General features: G+C 66.6%; 24 protein-coding genes. 4 read left to right on the top strand and 20 right to left on the bottom strand.

Annotated elements, in window-relative coordinates:
• Positions 1–9: 9 nt before the first annotated feature.
• The 9 genes from CCK87_RS04485 to CCK87_RS04445 form a co-directional block, all read right to left on the bottom strand.
• Complete coding sequence (locus tag CCK87_RS04485; RefSeq protein ID WP_086460222.1) at positions 10–231, bottom strand: hypothetical protein; 222 nt, start codon at positions 229–231, stop codon at positions 10–12.
• 57 nt (positions 232–288) lie between these two features.
• Positions 289–1,557, bottom strand: coding sequence for a glutamate-5-semialdehyde dehydrogenase (locus CCK87_RS04480; RefSeq protein WP_086460221.1), 1,269 nt, complete (start codon positions 1,555–1,557; stop codon positions 289–291).
• A 10-nt stretch (positions 1,558–1,567) separates the two neighbouring features.
• A complete protein-coding gene (gene proB, locus CCK87_RS04475; protein WP_170927159.1) occupies positions 1,568–2,347 on the bottom strand; it encodes a glutamate 5-kinase in 780 nt (259 codons plus the stop codon).
• A gap of 11 nt (positions 2,348–2,358) precedes the next feature.
• Positions 2,359–3,873, bottom strand: coding sequence for a GTPase ObgE (gene obgE / locus CCK87_RS04470; protein WP_086460219.1), 1,515 nt, complete (start codon positions 3,871–3,873; stop codon positions 2,359–2,361).
• Between the two features lie 92 nt (positions 3,874–3,965).
• The gene (gene rpmA / locus CCK87_RS04465) at positions 3,966–4,220 is read right to left on the bottom strand and encodes a 50S ribosomal protein L27 (RefSeq protein WP_044442950.1); all 255 of its coding nucleotides are present in this window, start codon (positions 4,218–4,220) and stop codon (positions 3,966–3,968) included.
• Between the two features lie 14 nt (positions 4,221–4,234).
• Complete coding sequence (gene rplU / locus CCK87_RS04460; RefSeq protein WP_044442947.1) at positions 4,235–4,543, bottom strand: 50S ribosomal protein L21; 309 nt, start codon at positions 4,541–4,543, stop codon at positions 4,235–4,237.
• Between the two features lie 196 nt (positions 4,544–4,739).
• Positions 4,740–6,101, bottom strand: coding sequence for a hypothetical protein (locus tag CCK87_RS04455; protein ID WP_140162766.1), 1,362 nt, complete (start codon positions 6,099–6,101; stop codon positions 4,740–4,742).
• On the bottom strand, positions 6,091–6,834 hold the full coding sequence (locus CCK87_RS04450) for a TIGR03943 family protein (protein ID WP_249273701.1): 744 nt from the start codon (positions 6,832–6,834) through the stop codon (positions 6,091–6,093). The genes CCK87_RS04455 and CCK87_RS04450 overlap by 11 nt, the downstream gene beginning before the upstream one ends.
• Positions 6,827–7,894 (bottom strand): permease, encoded by a 1,068-nt coding sequence (locus tag CCK87_RS04445; RefSeq protein WP_086460217.1) that lies wholly within the window; start codon positions 7,892–7,894, stop codon positions 6,827–6,829. Before CCK87_RS04445 ends, CCK87_RS04450 begins: the two co-directional genes overlap by 8 nt.
• Before the next feature lie 73 nt (positions 7,895–7,967).
• Here CCK87_RS04445 and CCK87_RS04440 point away from each other — a divergent pair, with 73 nt between their 5' ends.
• A complete protein-coding gene (locus tag CCK87_RS04440; protein ID WP_086460216.1) occupies positions 7,968–8,246 on the top strand; it encodes a DUF4031 domain-containing protein in 279 nt (92 codons plus the stop codon).
• A gap of 30 nt (positions 8,247–8,276) precedes the next feature.
• Here the strand turns inward: CCK87_RS04440 and CCK87_RS04435 are convergent, their stop codons facing one another.
• A complete protein-coding gene (locus tag CCK87_RS04435) occupies positions 8,277–10,889 on the bottom strand; it encodes an Rne/Rng family ribonuclease (RefSeq protein ID WP_086460215.1) in 2,613 nt (870 codons plus the stop codon).
• 314 nt (positions 10,890–11,203) lie between these two features.
• Between CCK87_RS04435 and CCK87_RS04430 the strand changes: the two genes are divergently transcribed.
• The gene (locus CCK87_RS04430) at positions 11,204–11,818 is read left to right on the top strand and encodes a vitamin K epoxide reductase family protein (protein ID WP_249273700.1); all 615 of its coding nucleotides are present in this window, start codon (positions 11,204–11,206) and stop codon (positions 11,816–11,818) included.
• Between the two features lies 1 nt (position 11,819).
• Here CCK87_RS04430 and ndk read toward each other — a convergent pair whose 3' ends face one another.
• The 4 genes from ndk to ileS form a co-directional block, all read right to left on the bottom strand.
• A complete protein-coding gene (gene ndk / locus CCK87_RS04425) occupies positions 11,820–12,236 on the bottom strand; it encodes a nucleoside-diphosphate kinase (protein ID WP_086460387.1) in 417 nt (138 codons plus the stop codon).
• A 69-nt stretch (positions 12,237–12,305) separates the two neighbouring features.
• Positions 12,306–12,707 carry a DUF4233 domain-containing protein gene (locus CCK87_RS04420; protein ID WP_249273699.1) on the bottom strand — a complete coding sequence of 134 codons (402 nt, stop codon included), beginning with the start codon at positions 12,705–12,707 and terminating at the stop codon, positions 12,306–12,308.
• On the bottom strand, positions 12,704–14,119 hold the full coding sequence (locus tag CCK87_RS04415; RefSeq protein ID WP_086460212.1) for a folylpolyglutamate synthase/dihydrofolate synthase family protein: 1,416 nt from the start codon (positions 14,117–14,119) through the stop codon (positions 12,704–12,706). Before CCK87_RS04415 ends, CCK87_RS04420 begins: the two co-directional genes overlap by 4 nt.
• Complete coding sequence (gene ileS, locus CCK87_RS04410) at positions 14,112–17,495, bottom strand: isoleucine--tRNA ligase (RefSeq protein WP_086460211.1); 3,384 nt, start codon at positions 17,493–17,495, stop codon at positions 14,112–14,114. Before ileS ends, CCK87_RS04415 begins: the two co-directional genes overlap by 8 nt.
• Before the next feature lie 275 nt (positions 17,496–17,770).
• On the opposite strand from ileS, the gene CCK87_RS04405 reads away from it, so the two are divergent.
• The gene (locus CCK87_RS04405) at positions 17,771–19,531 is read left to right on the top strand and encodes a BCCT family transporter (protein ID WP_086460210.1); all 1,761 of its coding nucleotides are present in this window, start codon (positions 17,771–17,773) and stop codon (positions 19,529–19,531) included.
• Here the strand turns inward: CCK87_RS04405 and CCK87_RS04400 are convergent.
• The 6 genes from CCK87_RS04400 to CCK87_RS04375 all read right to left on the bottom strand — a co-directional run bounded on the left by CCK87_RS04400 (position 19,488) and on the right by CCK87_RS04375 (position 25,744).
• Positions 19,488–20,240 carry a DUF2071 domain-containing protein gene (locus CCK87_RS04400; RefSeq protein WP_086460209.1) on the bottom strand — a complete coding sequence of 251 codons (753 nt, stop codon included), beginning with the start codon at positions 20,238–20,240 and terminating at the stop codon, positions 19,488–19,490. The genes CCK87_RS04405 and CCK87_RS04400 overlap by 44 nt on opposite strands.
• Entirely contained in the window at positions 20,237–20,575 is a 339-nt protein-coding gene (locus CCK87_RS04395) for a metalloregulator ArsR/SmtB family transcription factor (RefSeq protein WP_086460208.1), read from the bottom strand. Before CCK87_RS04395 ends, CCK87_RS04400 begins: the two co-directional genes overlap by 4 nt.
• 67 nt (positions 20,576–20,642) lie before the next feature.
• Positions 20,643–22,322, bottom strand: a complete 1,680-nt coding sequence (locus tag CCK87_RS04390) for an ABC transporter ATP-binding protein (RefSeq protein ID WP_086460207.1) — start codon at positions 22,320–22,322, stop codon at positions 20,643–20,645.
• Positions 22,319–23,146: an ABC transporter permease gene (locus tag CCK87_RS04385; RefSeq protein ID WP_086460206.1), complete on the bottom strand. Its 828-nt coding sequence runs from the start codon at positions 23,144–23,146 to the stop codon at positions 22,319–22,321. Before CCK87_RS04385 ends, CCK87_RS04390 begins: the two co-directional genes overlap by 4 nt.
• Positions 23,143–24,087: an ABC transporter permease gene (locus tag CCK87_RS04380; RefSeq protein WP_086460205.1), complete on the bottom strand. Its 945-nt coding sequence runs from the start codon at positions 24,085–24,087 to the stop codon at positions 23,143–23,145. The genes CCK87_RS04385 and CCK87_RS04380 overlap by 4 nt, the downstream gene beginning before the upstream one ends.
• Positions 24,088–24,112: 25 nt before the next feature.
• The gene (locus CCK87_RS04375; RefSeq protein WP_086460204.1) at positions 24,113–25,744 is read right to left on the bottom strand and encodes an ABC transporter substrate-binding protein; all 1,632 of its coding nucleotides are present in this window, start codon (positions 25,742–25,744) and stop codon (positions 24,113–24,115) included.
• A gap of 109 nt (positions 25,745–25,853) precedes the next feature.
• Here CCK87_RS04375 and CCK87_RS04370 point away from each other — a divergent pair, with 109 nt between their 5' ends.
• A complete protein-coding gene (locus CCK87_RS04370; protein ID WP_212638187.1) occupies positions 25,854–26,465 on the top strand; it encodes a TetR/AcrR family transcriptional regulator in 612 nt (203 codons plus the stop codon).
• The last annotated feature ends 4 nt before the right edge of the window (positions 26,466–26,469 follow it).

Genomic DNA, 26,469 nt, shown 5'->3' with positions numbered 1-26,469 from the left:
CGTCGGTGCCTAGTGGTCGGCGCCGGTGCGGTCTGCGTGTCCGTGAGGATCGTGGCTGGCGGCGTAGGCGGCGGACTTGCGCGGGTGGCGGTTGGCAACGTCACGGTAGCTCCACATGACGGCGGCCAGAGCGGCGAAGATCACGAAGGCGATGAGTCCGAAGACGATGGCCGGGAACGGCAATTCGACGTGGGCCTCAGCTTCGGCCAACAGGCTGGTCACAACTGACATGGTTCTCTTTCGTCGTCGGCGGCGCGCAGAAAATAACGCGGTCGGTCAAGGATACCGCTACGCGCGCACCTGCCCTGTTCCCCGCACCAGCCACTTCGTGCTCGTGAGCTCGGGAAGTCCCATCGGGCCGCGCGCGTGCAGCTTCTGGGTGGAGATGCCCACCTCGGCTCCGAAGCCGAATTCGCCTCCGTCGGTGAAGCGCGTCGAGGCGTTCACCATGACGGCCGCAGAGTCGACCTCGCGCAGAAAGCGTTCGGCATTCGACAGATCGTTGGTGATGATCGACTCTGTGTGGTGCGTCGAGTAGTGGCGGATGTGATCCATCGCCTCATCGAGATCGGCGACGACCCGCACGGCGAGGTCGAGCGTCATGTACTCGGTCGCCCAGTCGTCGTCGGTCGCCTCGACCGCGTCGGGGAACACAGCGAGCGTGCGGTCATCGCCGTGAATCGTGACGCCGGATGCACGGAGCGCACCGAGCACACCGGGAAGCAGACGCTCCGCGGCGCTCTCGTGCACCAGCAGCGTCTCGAGCGCGTTGCACACGCTCGGCCGCTGCACCTTGGAGTTGTGCACGATGGCGGTGGCCATCTCGAGGTCTGCGCTCGAATCGAGGAAGATGTGCACGATACCGGCACCCGTTTCGATGACGGGAACGGTCGACTCGCTGACGACGGTGTTGATCAGGGCGGCACTGCCGCGGGGAATCAGCACGTCGACGTACCCTCGCGCGGTCATCAGAGCGGTAGCGCCCTCGCGTCCGAATTCGTCGATGGTCTGCGCGGCCTCCCGCGGAAGACCGACCGACTCGAGCGCGATCTGAATCAGGTCGACGAGCACCCCATTCGTCTTCTCGGCAGCGGAGCCTCCCCGAAGAACGACGGCGTTGCCGCTCTTGATGGCGAGCGCCGCGATGTCGATCGTGACGTTCGGACGGGCCTCGTAGATGGCGCCCACGACACCGAAGGGCACACGGACCTGCTCGATGCGCACGCCATTGGGCAGCGATCGCCCGCGCACGGTCTCCCCCACGGGATCGACGAGGCCCACGAGGTCGAGAGTCGCCGACGCGAGAGCCTCGATGCGGGCGTCGTTCAGGGTGAGCCGATCGAGCAGCCCCGCAGCGAGCCCGTTCTCTCGCCCGTTGGCGAGGTCGAGGGCGTTGGCCTCGCTGATGCGCGAGACGTTCGACCTCAGCTGCTCCGCGATGGCCGAGAGCGCGTCGTTCTTGACGTCGGTCGTGGCCTGGGCGAGGCGGCGCGCAGACGTGCGCGCGGCATCCAGTTTCTCGGTGAACGTGCTGGAGGCCAGTGTCGAAAGGGGCATGGCGCCCAGTTTACGACGAGGGGGCCGCGTCGAACCAGGTTCCGACGGTCTCACCGGCGAGCGCCTGAGCGGCCTGCGGAGTCGAGGTCAGGATGACCGCCGTGCCGTTGCTCGCGGCGTAGCGCGCGGCCGACACCTTGGTCGTGGCACCGCCCGTGCCGAGCCCTGTTCCGACGTCGCCGACGACGACACCGTCGAGCTCGTCGCCGTAGGGCACATGCGAGATCAGGATGGCGCCGGGTTCGAGGGGCGGCCGGGTGTAGAGGGCGTCGACGTCGGAGAGCAACACCAGCAGGTCGGCCTGCACGAGCTCGGCCACGAGCGAGGCGAGGCGGTCGTTGTCGCCGAAGCGGATCTCATGCGTGGCGACCGTGTCGTTCTCGTTCACGATGGGCAGGATGCGCAGACCGAGCAGACGCTCCATGGCTCGCTGAGCGTTCGAACGCGGCGTGGGGTTCTCGAGGTCGCCGGCCGTGAGGAGCACCTGGCCCGCCACGATGTCGAAGCGGTCGAGGCTGTCTTGATAGCGGTAGATGAGCACGTTCTGCCCCACCGCTGCCGCAGCCTGCTGGGTGGCCAGATCAGTGGGGCGGGAGTCGAGCTGCAGATACGGCATGCCCGTGGCGATTGCGCCTGACGAGACCAGCATGATCTCGACACCGCGACCATGGGCCGTGGCCAGCGCGTCGACGAGTGGCGCTATCTGGCCCGCATTGTCACCGGAGATCGACGACGAGCCGACCTTCACGACGATGCGTCTCGCGCGCTCGATGTCGCTGCGGTCGGCCAGCCGGACGCGGGTCACTCCTCGTCCGTGCTGTCTTCGCGCCAGAGTCCCGCCTCTTTCTCGCGCACGAGCTCTGCGCGGGCCTCGGCCTTGGCGTCCATGCGCTCGAAGTACTCCTCGCGGCGCTGGTTGCTCGTGCGTCGGCCGTCTTTGAGCAGGCGCGGGTCGAGACCGCGCGGCGCGGTGACCAACTCGGCCGTCGACGTCATCGTGGGCTCCCAGTCGAACACCACGCCGTTGTCGAGGCCGATGATGACCGTCGAACCGGCCTGAGCACCCTTCTTGAAGAGCTGGTCTTCGACGCCCAGCTTCGCCAGACGGTCGGCGAGGAAGCCGATGGCCTCTTCGTTCGTGAAGTCGGTCTGCTGCACCCAGCGCTCGGGCTTCGTGCCGAGCACCCGGTAGATGTTTCCGCCCGATCCACCCTCGACGCGCACGGTGAAGCCGGCCTCGTCGACGGCGCGGGGGCGCATGACCAGGCGAGGCTTCGGCGGAGCGTCGATGAGCGCCTGCCGGCCCTCTTCGACGAGCTGAGCGAGAGCGAACGACAGCGGCTTCAGGCCCTCGTGGCTGACCGTGGAGATCTCGAACACGCGGTATCCCCGACCCTCGAGTTCTGCGGTGACGAAGTCGGCGAGCTCGCGCCCTTCCGGGACGTCGATCTTGTTCAGGGCGACGAGCTGCGGGCGCTCGATGAGCGGGATCTGACCCTCGGGAACCGGGTACGCGGCCAGCTCGGCAAGAATGATGTCGAGGTCGGAGATGGGATCGCGGCCGGGTTCGAGGGTCGCGCAGTCGAGCACGTGCAACAGCGCGGTGCACCGCTCGACGTGGCGAAGGAATTCGAGGCCCAGACCCTTGCCCTCGCTCGCGCCCTCGATGAGGCCGGGAACGTCGGCGATCGTGTAGCGGGTCTCCCCCGCCTGAACGACGCCCAGGTTGGGGTGGAGCGTGGTGAAGGGATAGTCGGCGATCTTCGGCTTCGCGGCGGAGAGTGCCGCGACGAGGCTCGACTTGCCGGCGGAGGGGTAGCCCACGAGCGCGACGTCGGCGACGACCTTCAGTTCGAGCCGGATGTCGCCCTCGAAGCCGAGCGTTCCGAGCAGCGCGAAGCCCGGAGCCTTGCGCTTCGTGTTGGCCAGAGCTGCGTTTCCGAGCCCGCCCTGTCCGGCCTCGGCGACGACGACGCGCATGCCGGCGTCTGTCATGTCGGCGAGCTCGGTGCCGTCGGCGTCTTTCACGAGCGTTCCGATAGGCACGCTCAGTACGAGTTCGTCGGCGTTGGTTCCGCTGCGGTGATCGCCCATGCCGGGGCCGCCGTTCTCACTGCGACGATGCGGTGAGCGGTGGAATCCGAGCAGTGTGGTGACGCCCGGGTCGGCGACGAGCACGATGTCGCCACCGTTGCCGCCGGTTCCACCGTCGGGCCCCGCGAGGGGCTTGAACTTCTCGCGCTTCACCGACACGCAGCCGTTGCCGCCATTGCCTGCGCGGAGGTGGAGTGTCACATGGTCAACAAACGTCGCCATCTGCTCTCCTAACGTTGGTGTTTCAGTGAAAAACGAAGAATGGCAGGAACGGGCCGAAGCCCGCCCCTGCCATCTGTGCCTGCGAGGTGGTGCTACTCGCCTGCCACGATGTTGATGACCTTGCGGCCGCCCTTGTGTCCGAACTCGACCGAACCAGCGGCCAGTGCGAACAGGGTGTCGTCGCCGCCACGGCCGACGTTCACGCCGGGGTGGAAGTGGGTGCCGCGCTGGCGGACGATGATCTCGCCCGCTCCGACGACCTGGCCACCGAAGCGCTTGACGCCCAGACGCTGTGCGTTGGAGTCACGACCGTTGCGAGTGGAACTCGCGCCCTTTTTATGTGCCATTAGCTCTTCCTGCCCTACTTGATTCCGGTGACCTTGACGCGGGTCAGGTCTTGACGGTGACCCTGGCGCTTCTTGTACCCGGTCTTGTTCTTGAACTTCTGGATGACGATCTTCGGGCCACGGAGGTCTTCGAGGACCTCGGCGGTGACGGTGACCTTGGCGAGCGATGCGGCGTCGAAAGTGATCTTGTCACCGTCGACGAGCAGCACGGCGGCCAACTCGATGTTGCCGTCTTTGTCGGCCTTGATGCGGTCGAGGGTGACGATCGTGCCGACCTCTACCTTTTCTTGCCGACCACCGGCGCGCACAACTGCGTAAACCACTTCAGTACCTATTCTCTAGAGAGCGAATGCCCACAAAACTCGATTGACACGCGGGCTGAGCCAAGCGCGCGCCAACGGACAACTTTACGTCAAGCTCGCGCTCCGGTCAAACCCGGAGCACGTTGATGAGCGCCTTCCCCCGAGGGTTCGGTCGAGGTCTTTGCGCTCTCGACAGCATAACAGCCTCTGATGCCGGCTACGGCCAGGTGACGCGGAGGCCCGCCAGCGTGCGCACCGCCGCCCCGCTCGACCGGTCGACGAGAGAGGTCGCGATCTCGGCGCCGGGGCGTGGCTGCACGGCGATCGCGAGGTACTGGGTGTTCGGCGACTGCGTGACCGAGACGATGCGGGCATCCGCCGATGCCGTGTCGAAGACGACCGTCGCCCCGCTCGTGTCGCTTCGGACCACGACCTGCCGCATGACGCCATCGACACCGGCGACGTTCACCACGGAGACGGTGGTCGACCCGTCCGGGCCCAGGAGTGGAGGACCGACAGCGGTCGCGCCCTCCGGGAGGATCGGCGTGAGCGGCGACACCTGACCGGAGAGGAGATCGAGCATGTGGAAGGTGCCCTGGCCACTGATCACCGATTGCGTTCCTGTCGGAGCGACCTCTCCGAGACCGTCGTAGTCGCCGATCACGGCCCCCTGCTGCAGCGCGGAGTCGTAGATCGACATCACTCCGCCGGCGGTCGTCTCGATGAGCGTGCTGTCGGGAATGAATCGCCACTGGTCCACCTCGAGCGGCTCACCGATCACGGTGCCGGGCAGCGTGAACGAGGTGTGCTTGGCGAGCAGGTCGAACAGCAGCAGAGTATTCGAGTAGCCGGCGGCAGGGTCGGCGCTGGTGAAGCGGAACCCCAGCATCGCCTGTTTCACCGAGGAGCCGAGCTGCGTGATCGTCCCCCGCGTCGGCAGAGGCAGGGTCTCGACGGCGCTCTGTCCGGGCGCTACCAGCACGAGCTGCGACATGCCGTCGTCGGTCTCGGTCACGATCGCGAGGCTCGAACCGACGACGGCGAAGTCCTGGATGCGCGGGGCCGAGTACACGACGTCTCTCGCGGCTCCGGAGACGGTGGTTCGCACGATGGCGTCGTCGGCGCCCGCCGCCGCATCCGGCCCGCCTTTCTGCAGGTAGTAGAGCGGCGGCGATCCCGTCGTGAAGGAGTAGTCGAACGTCGACCCGGCCTCCTGGAACGGGCTTGTGACCCCGGATACGGACACCACGTAGTCGGTGCCGTACAACAGGCGCTGCTCGAAGGTGATCGAGAGCGTGCTGCCGTCGGTGGCGACCTTCAGGGGAATGCTCGGCGTGACGCTCACCTGCTCGACATCGATCTCGGCGAGCGGCTCGTTCGAGTGCATCAGCAGGCGTTGCTGGGTGAGCTGAACGACGCTCTCGGTATCGATGTCGGAGCGCACGAGCCGCGGGCCCTGCCCCAGGGTCAACACGGCGAGACCGGTGCAGAGCACGACCAAGACGGCGATCATCGCTGCGAGCGTGCGGCGGAACGATCGTCGAGGCCCGGGCGCTGTGCTTCGCTGCTCAGTAGACATAGGGGTCACTCGGCTCGTCGACCGAGCTCACCTGCTGTGGCACGATCACCATCGACTGGCGGCTCTTGACGCTCGGGTTCAGGTCGAAGGCGCCCGTCACCTCGACCCAGTCGTCGAGCTCGAGCGACGACTTCCAGTCTGGCTGGTACACCGGAACCCCGACCGGCTGGGCGTCGGCGGCGCAGCAGGTCACGAAGAAGCGGGTGACGAAGAAGACGTTGTCCGGGTCGTCGGGGTCGGCGCTGATGAAGCCCGTCAGTGTCGCAGGTTTGCCCGCGATGCCCTGCAGATCTGTGCTCTGACGAAGAGCGGTCGCCCACTCCTTGACGCCGTAGTCCGCGGTGTCACCGGCGGGCTGCTGCGACCCTGACCCCACGACAGTGCCGCTGTTCACACTGCGCTGGTCGGCGGTGGCCGAGGTGAGCGTCGCAGGGGGCAGAACGATCAGTGAGCCGACGCCGAACAGGCTCGCGATCACCACGGCTATCGACAGGCCACGCCGCCACACGCGCCGCGCCGGGCCGGCGTCCGTCGCGTCGTCGCTCGGCACCCGCACCACGAAACTGGCGACGACCAGCACGATGCCGCAGGCGGCCGCGATGACGGTGAAGGCGAAGTAGCGGGGATGCACGTAGAGGCCCAGGTCGCCGTTGAGCCAAAGCCACACGGTGGCCACGCAGGCGACCAGCGTCAGAGCGACGCCGATCCATCGTTGTCTTGCACCGTCAAACAAGAACGTTCACCGCCAACCCCAGTGCCGCGGCCATCAGCCCGACAAGCACAGACACCTGCACGAGAGTCTTGGTCGTGAACGTGGTGCGCATCAGCGCCAGCATCTTCACGTCGATCATGGGTCCGAAGGTCAGGAACGACACGATGGCACCCGTCGAGAAGATGCCGCCGAACGACAGGATGAAGAAGGCGTCGACGTTCGAGCAGACCGACACGACGAAGGCGAGGACCATCAAGGCCAGCACAGACCACACCGGGTTGCTGCCCAGCGCGACCAGCACGTCGCGCGGCACGATCGTCTGGATGCCGCCGGCCACGAGCGAGCCGATGATCAACGCGGGCATGATCCCCGTGGTCTCCCGAACGAACATGGCCAGGCTGCGCACGAGTCGTGACCCGGACTCGTCGTGGGCGATCGCGCACTCGCGAACGAACCCCGGCGTCAACAGCGCATCGGGGTCGGAGTGCTTCGAGTAGAGCCATCCGATCGTGTTCGCGATGACGAATCCGCCCACGAGTCGTGCGATGAGGATGATCGGGTCTCCTCCGAACGCCTGCTGGGTCGTGATGATGGTGATCGGGTTGAGGATGGGCGCCGCGAGCAGAAACGTCAGTGACTCGGGCACGGTGAAGCCACGGATGATCAGCCCGCGCGCAAGAGGCACGTTGCCGCACTCGCACACGGGCAGGAGCATGCCGATGAGCGAGATGCAGGCTCGCCGGGCCACGGGGTTCTTGGGCAGGATGCGATCGAAGAATCCCGCCGGAAGCCAGACCTGCACGATCACCGCGAGCACGATACCCAGCAGCACGAAAGGCAGCGACTCGACGATGACGCTGATCGAGAGCGTGACGAAATCCTGCATGCGGTTGGGCAGGCTCCACCCGAGACCGGGGATGAGAGCGCGAACCGCGAACAGGAGAGCGACGACGCCGACGCCCACTCCGATGCGCACGAGCAGCTGACGCCCCGTCACCGACGCCGAGTGCGTATGGCCCTCGTGCTCGTCGTGACCCGTGTGATCAGCATGACCATCGAGCGTGGAGCGGGTGGAAGACATCGGGCACAAGAGTACAAGCCGGCGGCACGCGGGAGGCTGAGAAGCGCCGTGCGGCCGTACACTCGTGAGGACTATGACCGTGCTCATCGATTGGCCCATCTGGCCCGCTCACGGCACCGTCTGGGGCCACCTCGTCAGCGACTCCTCACTCGATGAGCTTCACCAATTCGCACGAGCGGCCGGTCTGCCCGCGCGGAGCTTCGACCTCGATCACTACGACGTGCCCATCGCGCGGCACGACGACCTCGTGGCGGCCGGCGCGCTGCCCGTGAGCTACCGCGACCTGGTGCGCCGACTGGAGCGGAGCGGGTTACGCGTCAAAGGCCGCGACCGCCCCGGTGCGGGGCGATAGCGGCCTCTGACGAGTGCTGCGGTCTATCTGCTACTGCTGCTGTTCCTCGGGCGTCGGAGCCGAGAGGGCTGCCGTACTCACCCGACGGCTGCGCGAGCGTCCCTGACCGGGCTGCTTGGGCTCGGGAAGAGCGCCGAGCACTGAATCGAGTAGCACCTCGGCGTCTCTGTTCGAGATGCGGCGCTGGGCTGCCGGCGCCTTCGCTACGGGAATGTCGAGGATATCGATGGCCGGAAGCTCCGCGGCGACGGGCGCCTCGGCGGCATCCGCGGTCGCCTGAGGTGCCTCGGTAGCCGAAGACGACTCTGGGCTCTCGACATCGACCACGGGCTTCGACTGGCGCGCGCGGCGGTTGCCCTTGCGACGTGACGATGTCGGCGCATCCGAGCCCGACGCATCCGGAGCCGTCTGAGCGTTCTCAGAGACCGGCGCGGCCTCGACGGGCGCGTCGGCGGCGGGAGCCGACGCGGCCTTCGCCGCCTCGGACTGCTCCTGCGTGATGATGTTCACGGCACCCGTGTGGGTCGAGATGGTCGACGCGGCGATCTTGGCGAGCGCATTCTTCGCGTCGTCGGTGATGCCGTGCGGCTTGGTCGCAGGCACGCTGTGCGACGACGATCCGTTCGAGGATCCGTTGCCGTTCGACGAGCCGTTTGCGCCGTTTCCGTTGCCGTTGCCGTTGCCGTTGCCACGACCCGAGCGGCGACGCTCCTGCTGGGGCGCGCCCGACGATGCGGGGGCGTTGCCCGGTCCGCGGTGCTTCACGACGGGGTCGTGGTGAACGATGACTCCGCGCCCGGCGCAGACCTCGCAGGCCTCGCTGAACGATTCGAGCAGCCCGAGACCCAGCTTCTTTCGGGTCATCTGCACGAGACCGAGCGACGTGACCTCGGCCACCTGGTGCTTGGTGCGGTCGCGGCTGAGGCACTCGACCATGCGTCGCAGAACCAGATCGCGATTCGACTCGAGAACCATGTCGATGAAGTCGACGACGATGATGCCGCCGATGTCGCGCAGCCGTAGCTGACGCACGATCTCTTCGGCGGCCTCGAGGTTGTTCTTGGTGACGGTCTCCTCGAGGTTTCCGCCCGAGCCCACGAACTTGCCGGTATTGACGTCGACGACGGTCATGGCTTCGGTGCGGTCGATCACGAGCGATCCACCCGACGGCAGCCAGACCTTGCGGTCGAGCGCCTTCTCGATCTGTTCAGAGATGCGGAACTCGTCGAACGCGTCGCGGTCGCCCTCGTAACGCTCGACCCGGTCGAGCAGATCGGGAGCGACCTGACCCAGGTACGTCTCGATCGTCGAGCGAGCGTCGTCGCCTGAGATGACGAGGCGCTGGAAATCTTCGTTGAACACGTCGCGCACGATCTTGATCAGCAGATCGGGCTCGGAGTGGAGAAGGGCCGGTGACTGCTGCTTCTGCACCGCGGTCGAGATCTCGGCCCACTGCTTGGTGAGACGGCTCACATCGAGGGTCAACTGTTCCTCGGTCGCGCCCTCTGAGGCGGTACGCACGATCACGCCGACGTTCTCGGGAAGCACCTCTTTGAGGATCTTCTTGAGGCGTGAGCGCTCGACATCGGGGAGCTTGCGCGAGATGCCGTTCATCGAGCCGTTGGGCACGTACACGAGGTAGCGGCCCGGGAGCGAGATCTGGCTGGTCAGGCGAGCGCCCTTGTGGCCGACCGGATCTTTCGTGACCTGCACCAGAACGGTTGCACCCGGCTTGAGGGCCAGTTCGATCTTGCGTGCCTGGTTGCCGCCGTTGGGGTTCTCCGCCGCCGCGGCATCCCAGTCGACCTCACCCGAGTAGAGCACGGCGTTACGGCCGCGTCCGATGTCGACGAACGCCGCCTCCATGCTGGGCAGCACGTTCTGCACCTTGCCGAGGTAGACGTTGCCGATGAGCGAGGCGTCCTGCGCTTTGGCGACGTAGTGCTCGACCAGTACGCCGTCTTCGAGCACGCCGATCTGGATCTTGTTGTCTTTGGCCCGCACGACCATGACACGGTCGACAGACTCTCGGCGGGCCAGGAACTCGGCCTCGGTCACGACGGGACGACGGCGACCCGCGTCCCGACCGTCGCGCCGGCGCTGCTTCTTGGCCTCGAGACGGGTCGAGCCCTTGATGCGCTGGGGTTCGGTGATGAGTTCGGGCTCTGGCCGCGGGGCGCGCACCTTGACGACGGTGTTGGCCGGGTCGTTGTCTCCCGGCCGGTTGTCTTCGCCCGAGCGGCGGCGCGAGCGGCGACGCACCGAGGTGTCGGGACGATCGTCGTCGTCGCCCTCATCGTCGTCGCGCGGGGGCAACGGCCGGATATCGGGCGCCTGGAAGATCAGCGACGTGGTCGGGCGCACGACGGGCGTCTGCGCGGGCGCGTCGGCCTTCGCAGCAGGCTCGAGCGGCGCGAGGCCCGGGTGCTCCTCGTCGAAGCCGGCCGCGACCTCGGGCGGCGTCTCCGGCGCCTGCTTCGGCGCGTCTGGCACCACCGGGGGCGCGACGCGGGCCTCGAGCGCGGGAGCCTCGAGCGCGGGAGCCTCGACGACCTTCTTGGCCGACTTCCGGCCTCCGAAGAGGCGTTTGCGCGGTGCTGATTCTGTGTTCGATGAACCGTGGTTGTTGTTGTCTTCCACCATTGCTGGTGCACTCCTTGCCGAACCGGTGGCCGCGCCACCCGTCGGTACTCTCTAGAGCGAGCCCGCCGCCTGAGCGACGCCCTCGCCAATCCTTTACACGGACAGCCGGCGACATAGGCTCTGGCTGCCTTTACGTGTACTTCTTTTGTGACTGTACATCTGTGTTCGGATGAGGCGGGCGACCGATGAGGTTGCGCCTGCTTTCGTTCCGACAAGCCTTCTTTGGCGTCTTCCCGGACGCGGCCAGGAAGACTGACGCCAATTATCGCACGCATTCTCAGAATGCGTATTTTGCCCTGTGCGATAATCCGACCGTGGCGAAAACGACGACCAAGACGAGAAGGCCCTTCATTTTCGCGATCTTCCTGATCGTGGCCGGAGTGATCGGATGGATCGCCGCCTTCGACCTCACTCTCGAGAAGATCGAGACTCTCGTCGATCCCTCCCACACCCCGAGCTGCGACATCTCGCCGCTCGTGCAGTGTGGGGTGAACATGTCGAGCGCTCAGGGATCGGTGTTCGGTTTCCCCAACCCCATCATCGGAGTGGCGGCCTTTATGGCCCCGATCTTCGTCGGCTTCGCGATTCTCGCCGGCGCACGCTTCGCCTCATGGTTCTGGATCACCTTCAACGCGGGCCTGCTGGCTGGAATCGTGTTCGTCGCCTGGCTCGTCTCCCAGAGCATCTTCGTTCTGGGAACCCTCTGCCCCTATTGCATGGTGGTGTGGAGCGTGATGATCCCGATGTTCTTCTACGTGACCGTCTTCAACCTCAAAGAGGGCCATTTCGGCAACTCGGGCGCGTCGCGCCGGGTCTTCGCCCGCATCTACCCGTTCACGTGGATTCTCGTGCTTCTCGGGTATCTGGCGATCGTCGTGATGGCGCAGCTGAGGCTCGACGCCATCACGACGATCATCTTGTATAGCTGATCTAGCCGAACCAGATGGCCAGTTCGCGCTGCGCCGACTCGGGCGAGTCGCTGCCGTGCACGAGGTTCTGCTGAACCTTCAGGCCCCAGTCGCGGCCTAGGTCGCCACGGATCGTGCCGGGAGCAGCCGTGGTCGGATCGGTGGTGCCGGCCAGCGAACGGAACCCCTCGATGACCCGATTGCCGGCGATCCGAATCGCGACGATCGGACCCGACTCCATGAACTCGAGGAGCGGTTCGTAGAACGGCTTGCCCTCGTGCTCGGCGTAGTGGGCGGCGAGCAGGCTGCGCTCCGGCTCGACGAGCTTGATGTCGACGAGCTGGTAGCCCTTGCTCTCGATGCGGGAGAGGATCTCCCCCGTGAGGTTGCGGGCGACGCCGTCGGGCTTGATGAGAACGAGGGATTCTTCGCTCGAGATGGTCACAGGGATGTCCTTCCAGACAATGGGAAAACGTACCGTTTCACTGTAGCGAGGGTCGCCGACCGATCAGGGCTGACCGGCGGCGGCAGCGGCTTTCTCTCGGTCGATCCTCGCCCCGACGACCATGCAGTACGTCCACAGCCCCACGAAGAGCACTCCGACGATCCACATGACGGGCACGAGGAAAGCGGATGCGATGATCGCGGCCTGCAGCACCCAGCCGAAGGCGTAGCCCCAGCGGAAGCGCAGCAGCCCGGCCCCGGCCACCAGCGCAACGCACAGCAGTGCACCGCCTCCGAGGGCGGGCAACGCGGGCAGCGCTTTGAGCCCGAACGCCACGAGGGCGGCGAGGAACATCACGACACTCTCGAAGCCGAGCACGATCGAGCCGAGCGACCGGCGCACTGACGCGGCTCGCGCGGGCCGAACCGGCCCGGCTCCGTCTGCCGGGGGCTGGATGTCTGTCACGGCTTCCATTTCTCGGCCGCGGCCAGGGTGATGGCCTCGCCGACCAGCGTGATCGAACCGGTGACCAGCACGGCACCTCGTTCGGCTTCCTCCGCGCTGTCGCGTGCGACCTCCATGGCTCGCTCGAACCCGGGCTCGACCGTGACGCGGTCGCGCCCGACGATGCCAACAACGATCGCCGCCAGCGAATCCGCGTCGACGGCACGATCGCTGGGCGCATCCGTCACGACGAACTCGGTGACGACGGGCTCGAGCGCCCGTACGATGCCCTCGACGTCTTTGTCGGCGAGAACGCCGAGAACGGCGACCACCTTGTCGAAGGTGAAGTACTCGGTGATGGCCACGGCCAGCACCTCGGCTCCGCCGGGGTTGTGCGCGGCGTCGACGAGCACGGTGGGTTCGATGCCCACCAGCTGCAGGCGCCCGGGTGACGTGACGGTGGCGAAGCCCTCATTCACGACATCGGATGCGAGTTCGTGCGTTCCGCCGCCGAGGAACGACTCGACCGCGGCGACGGCCACGGCCGCGTTCTGTGCCTGGTGCGCTCCGTAGAGCGGAAGAAAGAGATCGGAGTACGTTCCGGCGAGGCCCTTGATCGAGACGACCTGGCCTCCGACACCGACTGCGCTGGAGATCAGCTGGAACTGCTCTCCCTGAACCGCGAGGGTCGACTCGGTCAGCTCCGCTGCACGCTGCAGCTCCGCCAATGCGCCCTCGGGCTGGAGGGCCGAGACGACATGGGACACGGGCTTGATGATTCCCGACTTGGTTCGGGCGATCTCCTCGACCGTGTTGCCGAGGCGCGACGTGTGATCGAGCGAGATCGGCGTGATCACGGCGACCTGCCCGTCGGCGACGTTCGTGGAATCCCATTCGCCGCCCATGCCGACCTCGATCACGGCCACGTCGACCGGGGCATCAGCGAACGAGGCGAAGGCCAGAACCGACAGCGCCTCGAAGAAGGTGATGCGGGGCTCCCCGGCCGTCTCGAGTTCGCCGTCGACGATCTGCAGGAACGGCTCGATGTCTGCCCAGTTCGCCGCCAGCGCCTCGTTGCTGATCGGTTCGCCGTCGACGACGATGCGTTCGTTGAGCCGCTCGAGGTGCGGGCTCGTGAAGAGTCCCGTTCGAAGGCCGTACGCCCTCAGGATGCTCTCGGTGATGCGGCTGGTGCTCGTCTTTCCGTTCGTTCCCGTGATGTGGATCACGGGGTACGCCCGCTGCGGGTCGCCGAGCAGCTCGACGACCCGACGGGTGGCGGAGAGCCTGGGTTGAGGCGCGGCTTCTCCGAGCCTTTCGAGGAGGGCCGCGTAGACCGCGTCTCCCGCGGCGACGAACTCGTCGGGATCGGTATCGTCGAGCGGACCGATGTACCCGGATTTCTCTGGATCGGGTGACTCGTGATCAGACATTGCGGATTCCTGACTGTCGGCTCACCGCGACGATGACGTCGTCGGTGTTCGCGTACTTGGCGCCGCCGATGCGAACGACGTGCTCGGGTGCGGTGGTGACCGCGTTGCCGATCCACTCGGTGACCAGATCTCCACGGTACCCGTCGAGACCGGGGGTGTCACGGGGGCCCGAGATGGTGAACTCCGTGGCGAGGGTCTCTGCTGCGACGTCGACCGCCGAGGCGTGACGCAGAGCGTCGGCATCCGCATCGGAGAAGAAGACGAGGTCGAGCACGATCCTGTCACTCACCTCGAAACCCGCCGACTTCCGTGCGTCCTGCACGGCACGGATCATGTCGCGCGCGAGACCCTCCGCCTCGAGTTCGGGAGTCGTCGCCGTGTCGAGCAGGGCGAATCCGCCACCCGCGAGCAGCGCGAGGGCCGTGTGGGCGCCCTCACCGGCATCCTGCGTCTCGAGCACGAGCTCGTATTCGCCGTCGACGAGGTCGATGCCTCCCGCGGTCACGACGCCGTTGCTCTCAGACCAGTCGCCTCCGCGGGCGGCCTTGATGACCTGCTGCACCTGCTTTCCGAGGCGGGGACCCGCGGCGCGGGCGTTCACGGTGAGCTTCGACGTGATGCCGAACTCGAGAGCGCCGTTCTGCTGCTGCTCGACCAGCGTGACGTTCTTCACGTTGAGCTCGTCGGCGAGGATGCCCTCGAAGGGACGCAGAGCCTCGACGTTCGAGCTCACGATCGTGAGATTCGCGAGCGGAAGACGCACGCGGAGACCGTTCTGCTTGCGCAGCGAGAGAACTGTCGACGAGATCTCGCGCACCTGATCCATGGCGTGCACGAGTGCCGGATCGGCCGGGAAGCGGTTCTCGTCCGGCCAGTCGGTGAGGTGAACGCTCCGACCTCCCGTGAGACCCTTCCAGATGCGCTCGGAGACGAGCGGCAGAAGCGGGGCGGCCACGCGGGTGACGGTCTCCAGCACGGTGAAGAGGGTGTCGAACGCCGCCGTGTCGGTTCCCGACCAGAAGCGGTCGCGGCTGCGGCGCACGTACCAGTTGGTGAGCACGTCGGCGAAGTCACGCAGCTTGGCGGTCGCCAGCGTCGAGTCGTAGGCGTCGAGGTCTGCCGCCACGTCGTGGATCAGCTCACGGGTCTTGGCCAACAGATAGCGGTCGAGCACGTCGGTGGAGTCGGTGCGCAGCTGGGCGTCGTAGCCCGACTCCCCCGCGGTGTTGGCGTACAGCGTGAAGAAGTAGTACGTGCTCCAGAGCGGCAGCAGCACCTGGCGCGTCGCCTCCCGGATCGCCTCTTCGGTCACCACGAGGTTTCCCCCGCGCAGCACAGGAGAACTCATGAGGAACCAGCGCATCGCATCCGAACCGTCGCGGTCGAGCACCTCGGAGACATCGGGGTAGTTGCGGAGGCTCTTCGACATCTTCTGCCCGTCGCTGCCGAGCACGATGCCGTGGCTCACGACGTTGCGGAAGGCGGGGCGGTCGAAGAGCGCGGTCGACAGGGTGTGCAGGGTGTAGAACCATCCGCGGGTCTGCCCGATGTACTCCACGATGAAGTCGGCCGGGTTGTGGCTGTCGAACCAGTCCTGGTTCTCGAAGGGATAGTGCACCTGGGCGAACGGCATCGATCCCGAGTCGAACCAGACATCCAGAACGTCTTCGATGCGGCGCATCGTCGACTGCCCGGTGGGGTCGTCGGGGTTGGGGCGCGTGAGTTCGTCGATATACGGGCGGTGCAGATCGGTCGGACGCACGCCGAAATCGGCCTCGAGCTCGTCGAGCGAGCCGTAGACGTCGACGCGCGGGTACTCGGGGTTGTCGCTCTTCCACACGGGGATCGGGGATCCCCAGTAGCGGTTGCGCGAGATCGACCAGTCGCGGGCGTTCGATACCCACTTTCCGAACTGGCCGTCTTTCACGTTCTCCGGGATCCAGTTGATCTCCTGGTTGAGCGTCTCCATGCGGTCGCGGAACTCGGTGACGCGCACGAACCAGCTCGACACCGCCTTGTAGATCAGCGGGTTACGGCAGCGCCAGCAGTGCGGGTAGGAGTGCTCGTAGCTGGCCTGGCGCAGCAGGCGTCCGTTGGCGCGCAGGAGCTGGGTGAGCGGCTTGTTCGCTTCGAAGACCTGCAGACCCACGACGTCGGAGACGCTGGGCAGGAACCGCGCGCCCTCGTCGACCGAGATCACGACGGGGATGCCGGCGGCCTCGCAGATCTTCTGGTCTTCCTCACCATAGGCGGGCGCCTGGTGCACGATTCCGGTTCCATCGGTGGTCGACACGTAGTCGGCGACGAGGATGCGCCACGCGTTCTGCGTTCCCCACGTGTCGGTGTCGGCGTAGTAGTCCCAGAGCCGGTCGTAGGTGATGCCCTCGAGCTCGGCGCCCAGGTGGGTGCGCGAGACGGCGGCGATGGCGTCGTCGGCCGACTCGTAGCCCAGGTCTTTCGCGTAATTGCCCACGAGATCGCTCGCGATCAGGTACTCGTGCGACTCGCCCTCGACCCTGTCTTCGTGCACGTCGGCGGCGCCCAGCGGGCCGCCCGGCAGCACGGCGTACTGGATGCCCGGGCCGACCGCGAGCGCCAGGTTCGTCGGCAGGGTCCACGGTGTCGTGGTCCACGCCAGGGCACGCACGGCGGTGAGGCCGAGAGCCTCCGCCTTCGCGCCGGTCAGGGGGAAGGTGACCGTGACCGTCTGGTCCTGGCGCATCTTGTAGACGTCGTCGTCCATGCGCAGCTCGTGGTTCGACAGCGGGGTCTCATCGTGCCAGCAGTAGGGAAGCACGCGGAAGCCCTCGTAGGCGAGCCCCTTCGTGTGCAGCTGCTTGAACGCCCAGATGACGCTCTCCATGAAGGTGATGTCGAGGGTCTTGTAATCGTTCTCGAAGTCGACCCAGCGGGCCTGCCTGGTGACGTACTCCTGCCATTCGCCCGTGTAGCGGAGAACGGAGTCACGCGAGGCCTGGTTGAAGACGCCGATACCCATCTCTTCGATCTGGCTCTTCTCGGTGATTCCGAGCTGGCGCATCGCCTCGAGCTCGGCGGGCAGGCCGTGGGTGTCCCATCCGAAGCGGCGCTCCACCTTTTTTCCGCGCATGGTCTGGAACCGCGGGAACAGGTCTTTGGCGTATCCGGTGAGGAGGTGGCCGTAGTGCGGCAGTCCGTTCGCGAAGGGCGGGCCGTCGTAGAAGACCCACTCGTCGGCATCCGCTCGATTCTCGATCGACGCGCGGAAAGTGTCGTCGGCCTTCCAGAAGCCGAGGACCTCTTCTTCGATGGCCGGGAAGTTCGGGCTCGGCGTGATGGCGGGCGCCGCGTGGCGGTGCTGCTCGCCGGGGGTTTCTTCAGACTTGGGGTACGACATGCTTCTCCTGGACGGGCTTTCTCGTTGCCTGTTCCACGAGGACGCCTGGTCGGAAACGCTCCGACCCGCGTGGTACCACCTCGCTTGCCCACCATGACTCGGTCGGCCGCTCGTTCATTGGCTGTGACGGGCCAGACCCGTTCGGTTCTACTCGGCCCGCTCGCGCGTGCCTTTCTTCCGAAGACTCACCGGTGATAGCCGGATCACTGTCATCTGACACCCATGTTATCCGACATCGGCACGGTATGGCCTCTTTGCACCCGTACCCTGGTCTGATGCCCGGATCCACTCAGACCACCGCCTCCGTCAACCGATGGGTCTTCTGGCCCGCCGCCGTGATCGTCGTCGCGTTCGCCGCATTCGCCATGGTCCTGCCCGATGCCGCGGAGGCCGCCTTCTCGGCCGTGCAGTCGAGCATCGTCAAGAACTTCAACTGGTACTACGTGCTCATCGCCGCGTTCTTCGTTGTGTTCTGCCTGTTTCTGGGCTTCAGCCGCTACGGCGACATCAAGCTCGGCAAAGACGATGACGAACCCGAGTTCTCGGTCGGTTCGTGGCTCTCACTGCTGTTCGCAGCCGGCATGGGCATCGGACTCGTGTTCTACGGGGTCAGCGAGCCGCTGAGTCACTTCGCGAATCCCCGCCCCGGCGTCACGGGAACAGAGAACGAACTCGCTCAGCAGGCGATCTCGCAGACCTATCTGCACTGGGGCATCCACGCGTGGTCGATCTACGTCGTTATCGGGCTCGCCCTCGCCTACGCGATCCATCGCCGCAACCGACCCGTCTCCATCCGCTGGACCCTCGAGCCGTTGCTCGGCCGCCGCGTTCGCGGGGGCTGGGGCAATGCCGTCGACGTCGTCGCCCTGGTTGGCACCCTGTTCGGTGTCGCGACCTCCTTGGGTCTCGGAGTTCTGCAGATCAGTGCCGGACTCGAGTCGGCGGGACTGCTCGATTCTTCGACGATGATCAATGTGATCATCATCGTCGTGATCACCGGGTTCGTCCTGTTCTCCGTGCTATCCGGCGTGGGGCGCGGCATGAAGTGGCTGTCGAACATCAACCTGATGCTCGCCGCTCTGCTCGTCATCTTCATCCTGATCGTCGGGCCGACCCAGTTCCTCCTCCGCGACTTCGTGCAGTCGCTTGGAAACTACGTGCAGAACTTCGTGGGTATGTCGTTCGCCGTCAACGCCTACACGGGCGAGGCCGGCGAGGCGTGGCAGGCCAGCTGGACGACGTTCTATTGGGGATGGTGGATCTCGTGGGCGCCGTTCGTCGGTATCTTCATCGCGCGGATCTCGCGCGGCCGCACCGTGCGGCAGTTCGTGATCGGCGTCATCCTCGTTCCCACCCTCATCACCTTCCTCTGGTTCTCCGTGCTCGGGGGAACCGCCCTGTACATGCAGTTGTCGGGGCAGGCCGATCTCATCGGGGCAGACAAGACCGTCGATGTCGAGGGCGCGCTGTTCGCCATGCTCGGCAATCTGCCCGGCGGGGCAGTTCTCACCATCGGTGCGATCCTGCTCATCGCCGTCTTCTTCATCACCTCGGCGGACTCCGGATCGCTCGTCATGAGCATGATCGCGTCGGGCGGCCAAGTGGAGCCTCGTCGCTGGGTACGGGTCTTCTTCGCGTGCGTCACCTCGCTCCTCGCTATCGCCCTCCTGCTCTCCGGCGGGCTCGAGGCACTGAAGACGGCGGCGATTATCATCGCGCTTCCGTTCTCCGTCGTCATGCTGCTGATCTGCTGGTCGACCATCATCGCGTTCTCGAGGGAGCGACGGGCGTACGACAAGGCGCGGCGCGCTGCCTTTGTGGAGCACATCGGCGACTTCTATGGACTCGAGGTCGACGAACCCGACGAGCGAGAACCCGAGAGCGGCTGGCGCTCGCTCTTCCGGCGCCGCGGCAGCCGCTCGGCCGCTCCGATGGAGACGTCGACGGAAATTCTCGTCGCTTCTACGGCCGAGGCAGCGCCCGGCGAGGAGATCACCGAGGAACAGCTGCCGAAGGCGTCGACGACTCCCGAGTGATCTGAGGGCTGCGAGACGGCACGCTCCACACGATGGGCACGTCGCGCATCACGAGCACGCTGTCGAGCCGGGCGCTGCCCTCGGGTAGCGCGTCGAAGAACGACGATTCGACGTTGAGGAGCCGCCCCGGCTCGACAGCCCAGTGATCGGTCCCGAGGCTCAACCCGTCGAGCTCTTCGGAGCCTCGCCGCGGCGACCATCCGGTCGAACCCGCGCGAAAGAACTCCGATGCATCGTCGACGGTCGGAAAGAGACGGCTTCTCCATTCGGAGACCACGGCGACATCGGCCGACACCCTCAGATCAGACGCGGAGAGTTCGACCCGGATACGGTTGGGCGTCTCAGAACCGGTGAAGCGCGCGTGCCGATGAACGCCAGGGAACAGCCGTCCTCCGACCGCGACCGGAACCCAGGACGCGCTGTGCCGCACGGGAATGTAGACGCCTCGCTGCGTGCCGCCCTCGTCGTCCCACTCCACGGCGATGCGGTGGGCCGCGTTCTCGGCGCCCCACCCGAGCGCCCGCGGCATCCACGGCGTTCGCATGTCGCCGAGCCTGATCAGACAGACCCCGGCCACGGCGGAGCCGTTGACGAGCTGAGGCCGGAGGCCCCCGGGGAGCAGCTCGGCGGCGACCGAGGGATCGAGGGCGTAGTTGATGAGCAGCCGGCGTTCGATCGTGGCCGTCAGTGACGGAAGAAAATAGCTCATGCGCGCGCCTCGTTCGTGTGCGTCGGTGTGGCTTTCTGGATGCCTCGGAGAACGATCTGCTCGGGACAGACGGCGGAGAGAAAATCGCCGACCGACAGCGCGAGTCTGTCGCCGACGAGCGAGTAGAGGATGCGGTTCGCATCTCGCCTCTCTGTCACGAGGCCGGCCCCTTTCAGCACGGAGAGGTGCCGGGAGATCGTCGGACCCGAGACCGGGAAACGACCGGCGATATCGCCCGCGGCGAGCTCGCTGTCTCGCAACTCCTGCAAGATCTGCCGACGGATCGGAGAGCTCAGTGCGGTGAAGACGTCAGACGTCGATTCGTCGTTTCGCATGTTTGCAATATAGCACTAATGCTAATTAGGTCGATAGCTATTTACCGAGAGAGCCGGACACCGTACGTCACGGCATGCGCGGCACCGCGGCGACCAGCGCGCGGGTGAATGGATGCTCCGGGTGCCGGAAGACCCGATCGGTAGCGCCGCTTTCGACAACGCGGCCGTCTTTCATCACGACGACCTCGTCGCACAGCTGAGCGACCACGGCGAGGTCGTGCGAGACGAAGACGAGTGCGACGCCGAGGTCGCGACGCAGCGCGTTCAGCAGGTCGATGATCGTCGCCTGAATAGACACGTCGAGGGCCGATACGGGCTCATCGCAGACGAGAATTCGAGGCTCAGAAGCGAGGGCACGCGCGATGGCGACACGCTGCCTCTGCCCGCCCGACAACTCGTGCGGTCGCCGACCCTCGAGCGAGGCGTCGAGGCCGACACTGTCGAGCAACTGCCGGATGCGCGCGGCCCGGTCGCCGGGAGACGTGCGGCGCGCGTCGCCTCGCAGCCCTTCGGCGACGATGCGAGCGACCGTGTATCGAGGATCGAAGGAGCCGAGCGGGTCCTGGCTGATGAGCTGGATGTCGCCCCGCCTCGACCGGCGCCGCCGCTCGGGCACCCCGCTCCACTCGACCCCATCCAGCGAGACCGATCCGCGGTTCGGATCGTCGAAGGCGAGCAGCAGCCGGGCGAGCGTGGTCTTTCCCGAGCCGGACTCCCCCACGACGCCGATCGACGCCCCCGCGTGCACGACCAACGACACATCGTCGACCGCCGAGCGCAGGCTGCCGTCGGGACGCCGGAAGTCACGTCCGAGGCCGGTGGCGTGCAGCAGGGGCGTTGACTCCCGCTGATCGAGTAGGCCGCCCGCGGCCGTATCGAGACCACCGGGAGTGATCTCGATACTCGGGCTCCTCCGTCGCGCCGCTACTCGATCGGCGAAGGGTCCGTCACCGAGGCGCGGGGCCGCCGCCAGAAGCATCTGCGTATACGGGTGCTGCGGGCGCGAGAGGACCTCGTCTGTGACGCCCTCCTCGACGATACGGCCGTCTTTCATCACGGCGACTCGGTCTGCGAGACCCGAGACGACGGCGAGATCATGACTGATCACGACGATGCCCAGTCCGTCGCGTCGCAGACCGGCGAGAAGGTCGAGTACCTGGGCCTGCACGGTGACGTCGAGCGCGGTCGTCGGTTCGTCGGCGATGAGGACGCCGGGCTCCCCCGCAAGCGCCGAGGCGATCAGTGCTCGCTGTCTCAGCCCTCCAGACAGCTCGTGCGGATACTGCCGTGCCCGCTCGGCCGGCTCAGGCACGGCGACCCGAGCCAGCATCCCGGTGACGGTGTCGACGATCCCGGCCCGAGGCATCCGCTCGCCCGAGCCGCGGGCACCGTGGATCTCGATCACCTCGGCGACCTCGGCGCCGACCCGGCGCAGCGGGTCGAGCGAGACGAGGGCGTCCTGGCTGACCAGGCCGACGCGGGCGCCCCGGATGCGCCGCCAGTCGCGTTGCGAGTAGCGCCGCGCGTCGACGCCGTCGATCACGAGTTCGTCGACGGCGACCGAGGCGCCGTCGGGAAGCAGCCCGAGAAGCGCCCTCGCTGTCAGGGTCTTGCCGGAGCCGGACTCCCCCACGATGGCGAGGCACTCCCCGGCCGCCACGGAGAGCGAGACGGAGTCGACGACGACCGTCTGACCGAAACGCACCGTCAGCCCCGAGATCCGCACGACCTCACGATTCTCGATCATGCTCGCCCCTCACCGGCCCTACGCAGGCGTCGACCCACGACGGTGGCCGATACGACGGTCAGCGTGATCAGCACGCCGGGGAAGAACGCGACCCACCAGGCCTGGCCGAGGAGGTTGCGGCCTCCCGAGAGGAGGAGCCCCCACTCCGGTGTCGGGTCCTGCGGGCCGAGGCCGAGAAAACTGAGTCCGGCCGCGGCCACGATCGTGGTTCCGATTCCGATCGTGGCGATGACCCCCAGCGGGCGCAGCGTGTTCGGCACGATGTGTGCCACGGCGACGCGCAGCGGGTGCACTCCGAGACCCCGTGCGGCCTCCACGTAGCCGGAGCGGCGAACGACGAGGGTCTCCGCGCGCGCGACCCTGATGTAGGCGGGCACCGCCGCGACTCCGACGGCCGTGGCGACGTTCACGGGCCCCGGGCCGAGTACCGCGATCGCGAAGAGCGCGATGAGGAACTCGGGGAACGCGAGGAGGATCTCGACGCCACGCATCGCCACGCTGTCGATCACACGCGGAGCGAGGCCGGCCAGGGTGCCCACGATGATTCCGACGACCAGCGCGGCGGCGGTCGCGCCGACACCCACGCCGAGCGAGTACGAGGCTCCGTAGACCACGCGGGTGAACACGTCGCGACCGGTCTGGTCGGTGCCAAACGGATGCCCCCAGGCCGGTGGCTGCAGCACCTGGGAGGTATCGGTCGCCAGCGGGTCGAGAGGCGTGAAGATCCACGGCGCCACGGCCATCGCGGCGACGACGACAAGAAGGAGTACCGCAGCGATCAGGCCGACCCGCCCCCGCAGCCAACCCGTCAGCCCGCCGCTCATCGCGCACCTCGGATGGCGGTCGTGGGCGTGTGGATGCGCGGATCGATGGCTCGGTAGGCGAGGTCGACGAGAAGATTGACGAGCACGAAGACGATGGCCGTGAAGACGATGATGCCCATGACCACGGGCAGGTCGCGATTGGTGATGGCCGAGAGAGCCACGCGTCCCAGACCGGGGCGGGCGAAGACCGACTCGACGACGACGGCTCCGCCCAGAAGCGATCCCACGATGTAGCCGGCCAGGGTGAGCGCGGGAATCGCCGCGTGCCGCAGAGTATGCCTCAGCACCAGGCGCGCGGGTCCGGCCCCGCGCGCCCTGGCACTGGTGACGAAAGGCTGCTCCTCGGCGTCTTCGAGGCCCGTCCGCAGCACCTGGCCGAGAATTCCAGCGACCGGCAGCGCGATGGTCAGCGCGGGCAGAATAAGGCTCTGGATGCCGTCTGCGCCGGCCACCGGAAACCAGCCGAGCCCGAACGCGAAGACGCTCAGAAGAACGAGGCCGATCCAGAACGGAGGCGAACTGATGGCCAGCAGTTCGAGCACCGAGAACACTCCGCGCGCGGCCCGTCCGTGCACGAGCACCGCGCCGACGAGGGCGATGACCAGCGCGATCGCCAACGAGGCCGCCGCCAGCTGCAGCGTGTATCCGAGCTGCTGCCCGATCACCTCGGTCACCGGCAGCCGAAGCTGATAGCTGGTGCCGAAGTCGCCCCGCACCAGCCGGGAGAGATACGACAGATACTGAACGACCAAGGGCTGATCGAGGCCGAGCTCCGCCCGGATCGACTGCTTGAGCTCGGGCGACGCCTGCGCCGAGACGCCGAGCATGACATCGACCGGGTCTCCGGGAACGAGCTTCAGAACCAGGAACGCCGCGGTGGCCGCGCCCCACACCACCACGAGCATCCCCGCGACGCGCGCGAGGATGCGCCGAAGTACCATGCCTCGCACTCTATGTCAGCCCGGACTACTTCGTGAGCGAGGCCCCGGAGAAGAGCGGCCACCCGTGAATGTCGACCTCGATGCCGCTCACCTTGTCGCTCGAGGCGAGGATGTACTCGGGCACGTACAGCGGCACGATCACGGCGTTCTCCGCGTTCCACTGCTGCAGCTTCGTGTACAGCTCCGCGCGCGTGGAGCCATCCGTCGTGGCGACGGCCGAGGCGAGCGTCGCATCGATCTCGGGATCGCTGAGGTGCGACGCGTTCTGGTAACCGCCCGTTCCGAGGTGGCTGCGCAGGACATCCGCATCGGCCGACAGGAATCCCCAGTCGGTGAGGTCGTAGTCGCCCGCGAGGTAGGCGTCGAGGTAGGCGCCGGGCTCGAGCTGGTCGTGCACGACCTCGAATCCGATCTTCTTCAGTCCGTCTTGAATCAGATTCGCGAGGTTGGCGTTGTCCTCGTTGACGGGAGTGTAGGAGATCCACCGGGCGCTCAGGCGCTTGCCGTCTTTCGTTCGGTAGCCGTCGGAGTCGCGCTCCGACCAGCCCGCGGCATCCAGTGCGTCGTTCGCCGCGTCGGCGTCGAACGACGCGCTCTTCTCGAGGGCTGCGTCGTAGGAGTCGGGTGTCGTCGGCCCGAGAATCGAATAGGCGCGCTGATAGCTGTCGTTGAAGACGGCCTTGACCGCCGCATCGAGGTCGAACCCACCCGCGAAGGCCTTGCGCACGGTGACGTCGGAGAAGACCGGACGCGTGACGTTGAGGTAGAGCGAGTACGGCACACCGGGCGACTCGGTCGACGTGACCGTGAAGTTGTCGCCGACCTGCGTCAGGCTCGACGGAGCTGTGTCGCCGATCACATCGACCTGGCCCGAGGTGAGCGCGCTGGTGCGTACCGAACTCTCCGGGAGGATCTTCACGTCGAGCTCGTCGATGGTCGCCGGCCCCTGCGCCGTCGCGCCCTCGGGCGCCCAGTTGTAATCGGGGTTCTTCGTATAGACGAGCTCGCTGCCCGGGGTGTACTTCGAGAGGATGAACGGACCCGAACCGACGGAGATGCCCGGGCCGCCGGCCTTCAACTCGCTGGCATGCTCGGCCAGCACCTTCGGCGAGTAGAAGCCGAGCTGCACCGACGCGGCGTTGGCGAGGAACGGAGCGTACGGCTGCGAGAAGCTGACCCGAACGGTCGTCGGGTCGATCACCTCGGTGCCCGCGTAGTACTCGCCGCCGATGAGGCTGGATGCCTGGGCCGACTCGGTGGCCGGGTCGACGATGTGGTCGAAGTTCGCCTTGACCGCAGCAGCATCGAACTTCTCTCCGTCGGAGAATGTGACGTCGTCGCGCAGGGTGAAGGTGTACTGCAACTGGTCGTCGGACACCTGCCACGACGTCGCCAGCCACGGAACGATCGTGCCGTCGGCCTTCTGCGACACGAGCGAATCGAAGACAGGCCGCTGCAGGATCGCGTTGATGTCGAGTTGCGACGAGTGCACGTCGAGGTGACCCACCGGGTCGACATCGACACCGAACGAGATGGTGCCTCCCTCGACCTTCTCACCCGTGCCCGCAGACGCGGAGCATCCGGCCAACACCAGAGCGGCACTGACGACGAGCGCGAGGGAACCTGCGATTCGGAACGATCCGGGGCGCGAAAACATGATGAACTTCTCTCGGGTGGGGATGCCTCGATCGCGAGACGCACCTTCTAGCCTAGGCCGTTTTAAATAGACTCAGCCCAATAAAGCGAAGACGAGAGAGGATGCGCCCGTGACGGATGCGCCGCGTGCCATGAGGGGACGACCCCGCGTCGGGTCTCCGTCGCTTCTCGAAGAGGCTGCCTTCGAACTCTTTCTCGAGAACGGCTACGCCGGCACGACCGTCGAGCAGATCAGCACCCGGGCGGGCGTGAGCCGCAACACCTTCTTCAACTACTTCGCAGCCAAGAGCGACGTGTTCTGGGTCGGGCTCGACGCGAGCATCGATCGCATGGCGGCAGTGCTCGACGCCGCGAGCGCCGATACCGATACCGATGACGGAGTGACGCCGATCGAACTCCTGCGCGACGCTCTTCTCGACGTCGCCGACCGCCTCGGCCCGTCTGACGTGCCCTGGGTGCTCACCCACTTCGAGCTCATCGGCAGCACCCACGAGGTGATGGCGTCAGCCATCGGTCGGGCCACGCGCCTGTCGAACGTCATCGAGCGAGCCCTCGGCGACTCCGCACCCGCGGCCGTCTCCCGCAGCCTGTCATTCGCCTGCGTGGCCGCCGTCATCGCAGCGATGACGAGCTGGGCAGAAGCCGGCCCCGACAGAGGATCGCTCGCAGCTCACCTCGAACGTGCGCTCTCGCCCGTTCTGGCGGGATTCACGGCGCTATAGCGCC

The sequence above is a fragment of the Agreia sp. VKM Ac-1783 genome (assembly GCF_900177765.1).
Lineage (GTDB): Bacteria > Actinomycetota > Actinomycetes > Actinomycetales > Microbacteriaceae > Agreia.
Note: the sequence above shows the minus strand (reverse complement) of the source record. Positions and strands in the feature narration are given on the sequence as shown.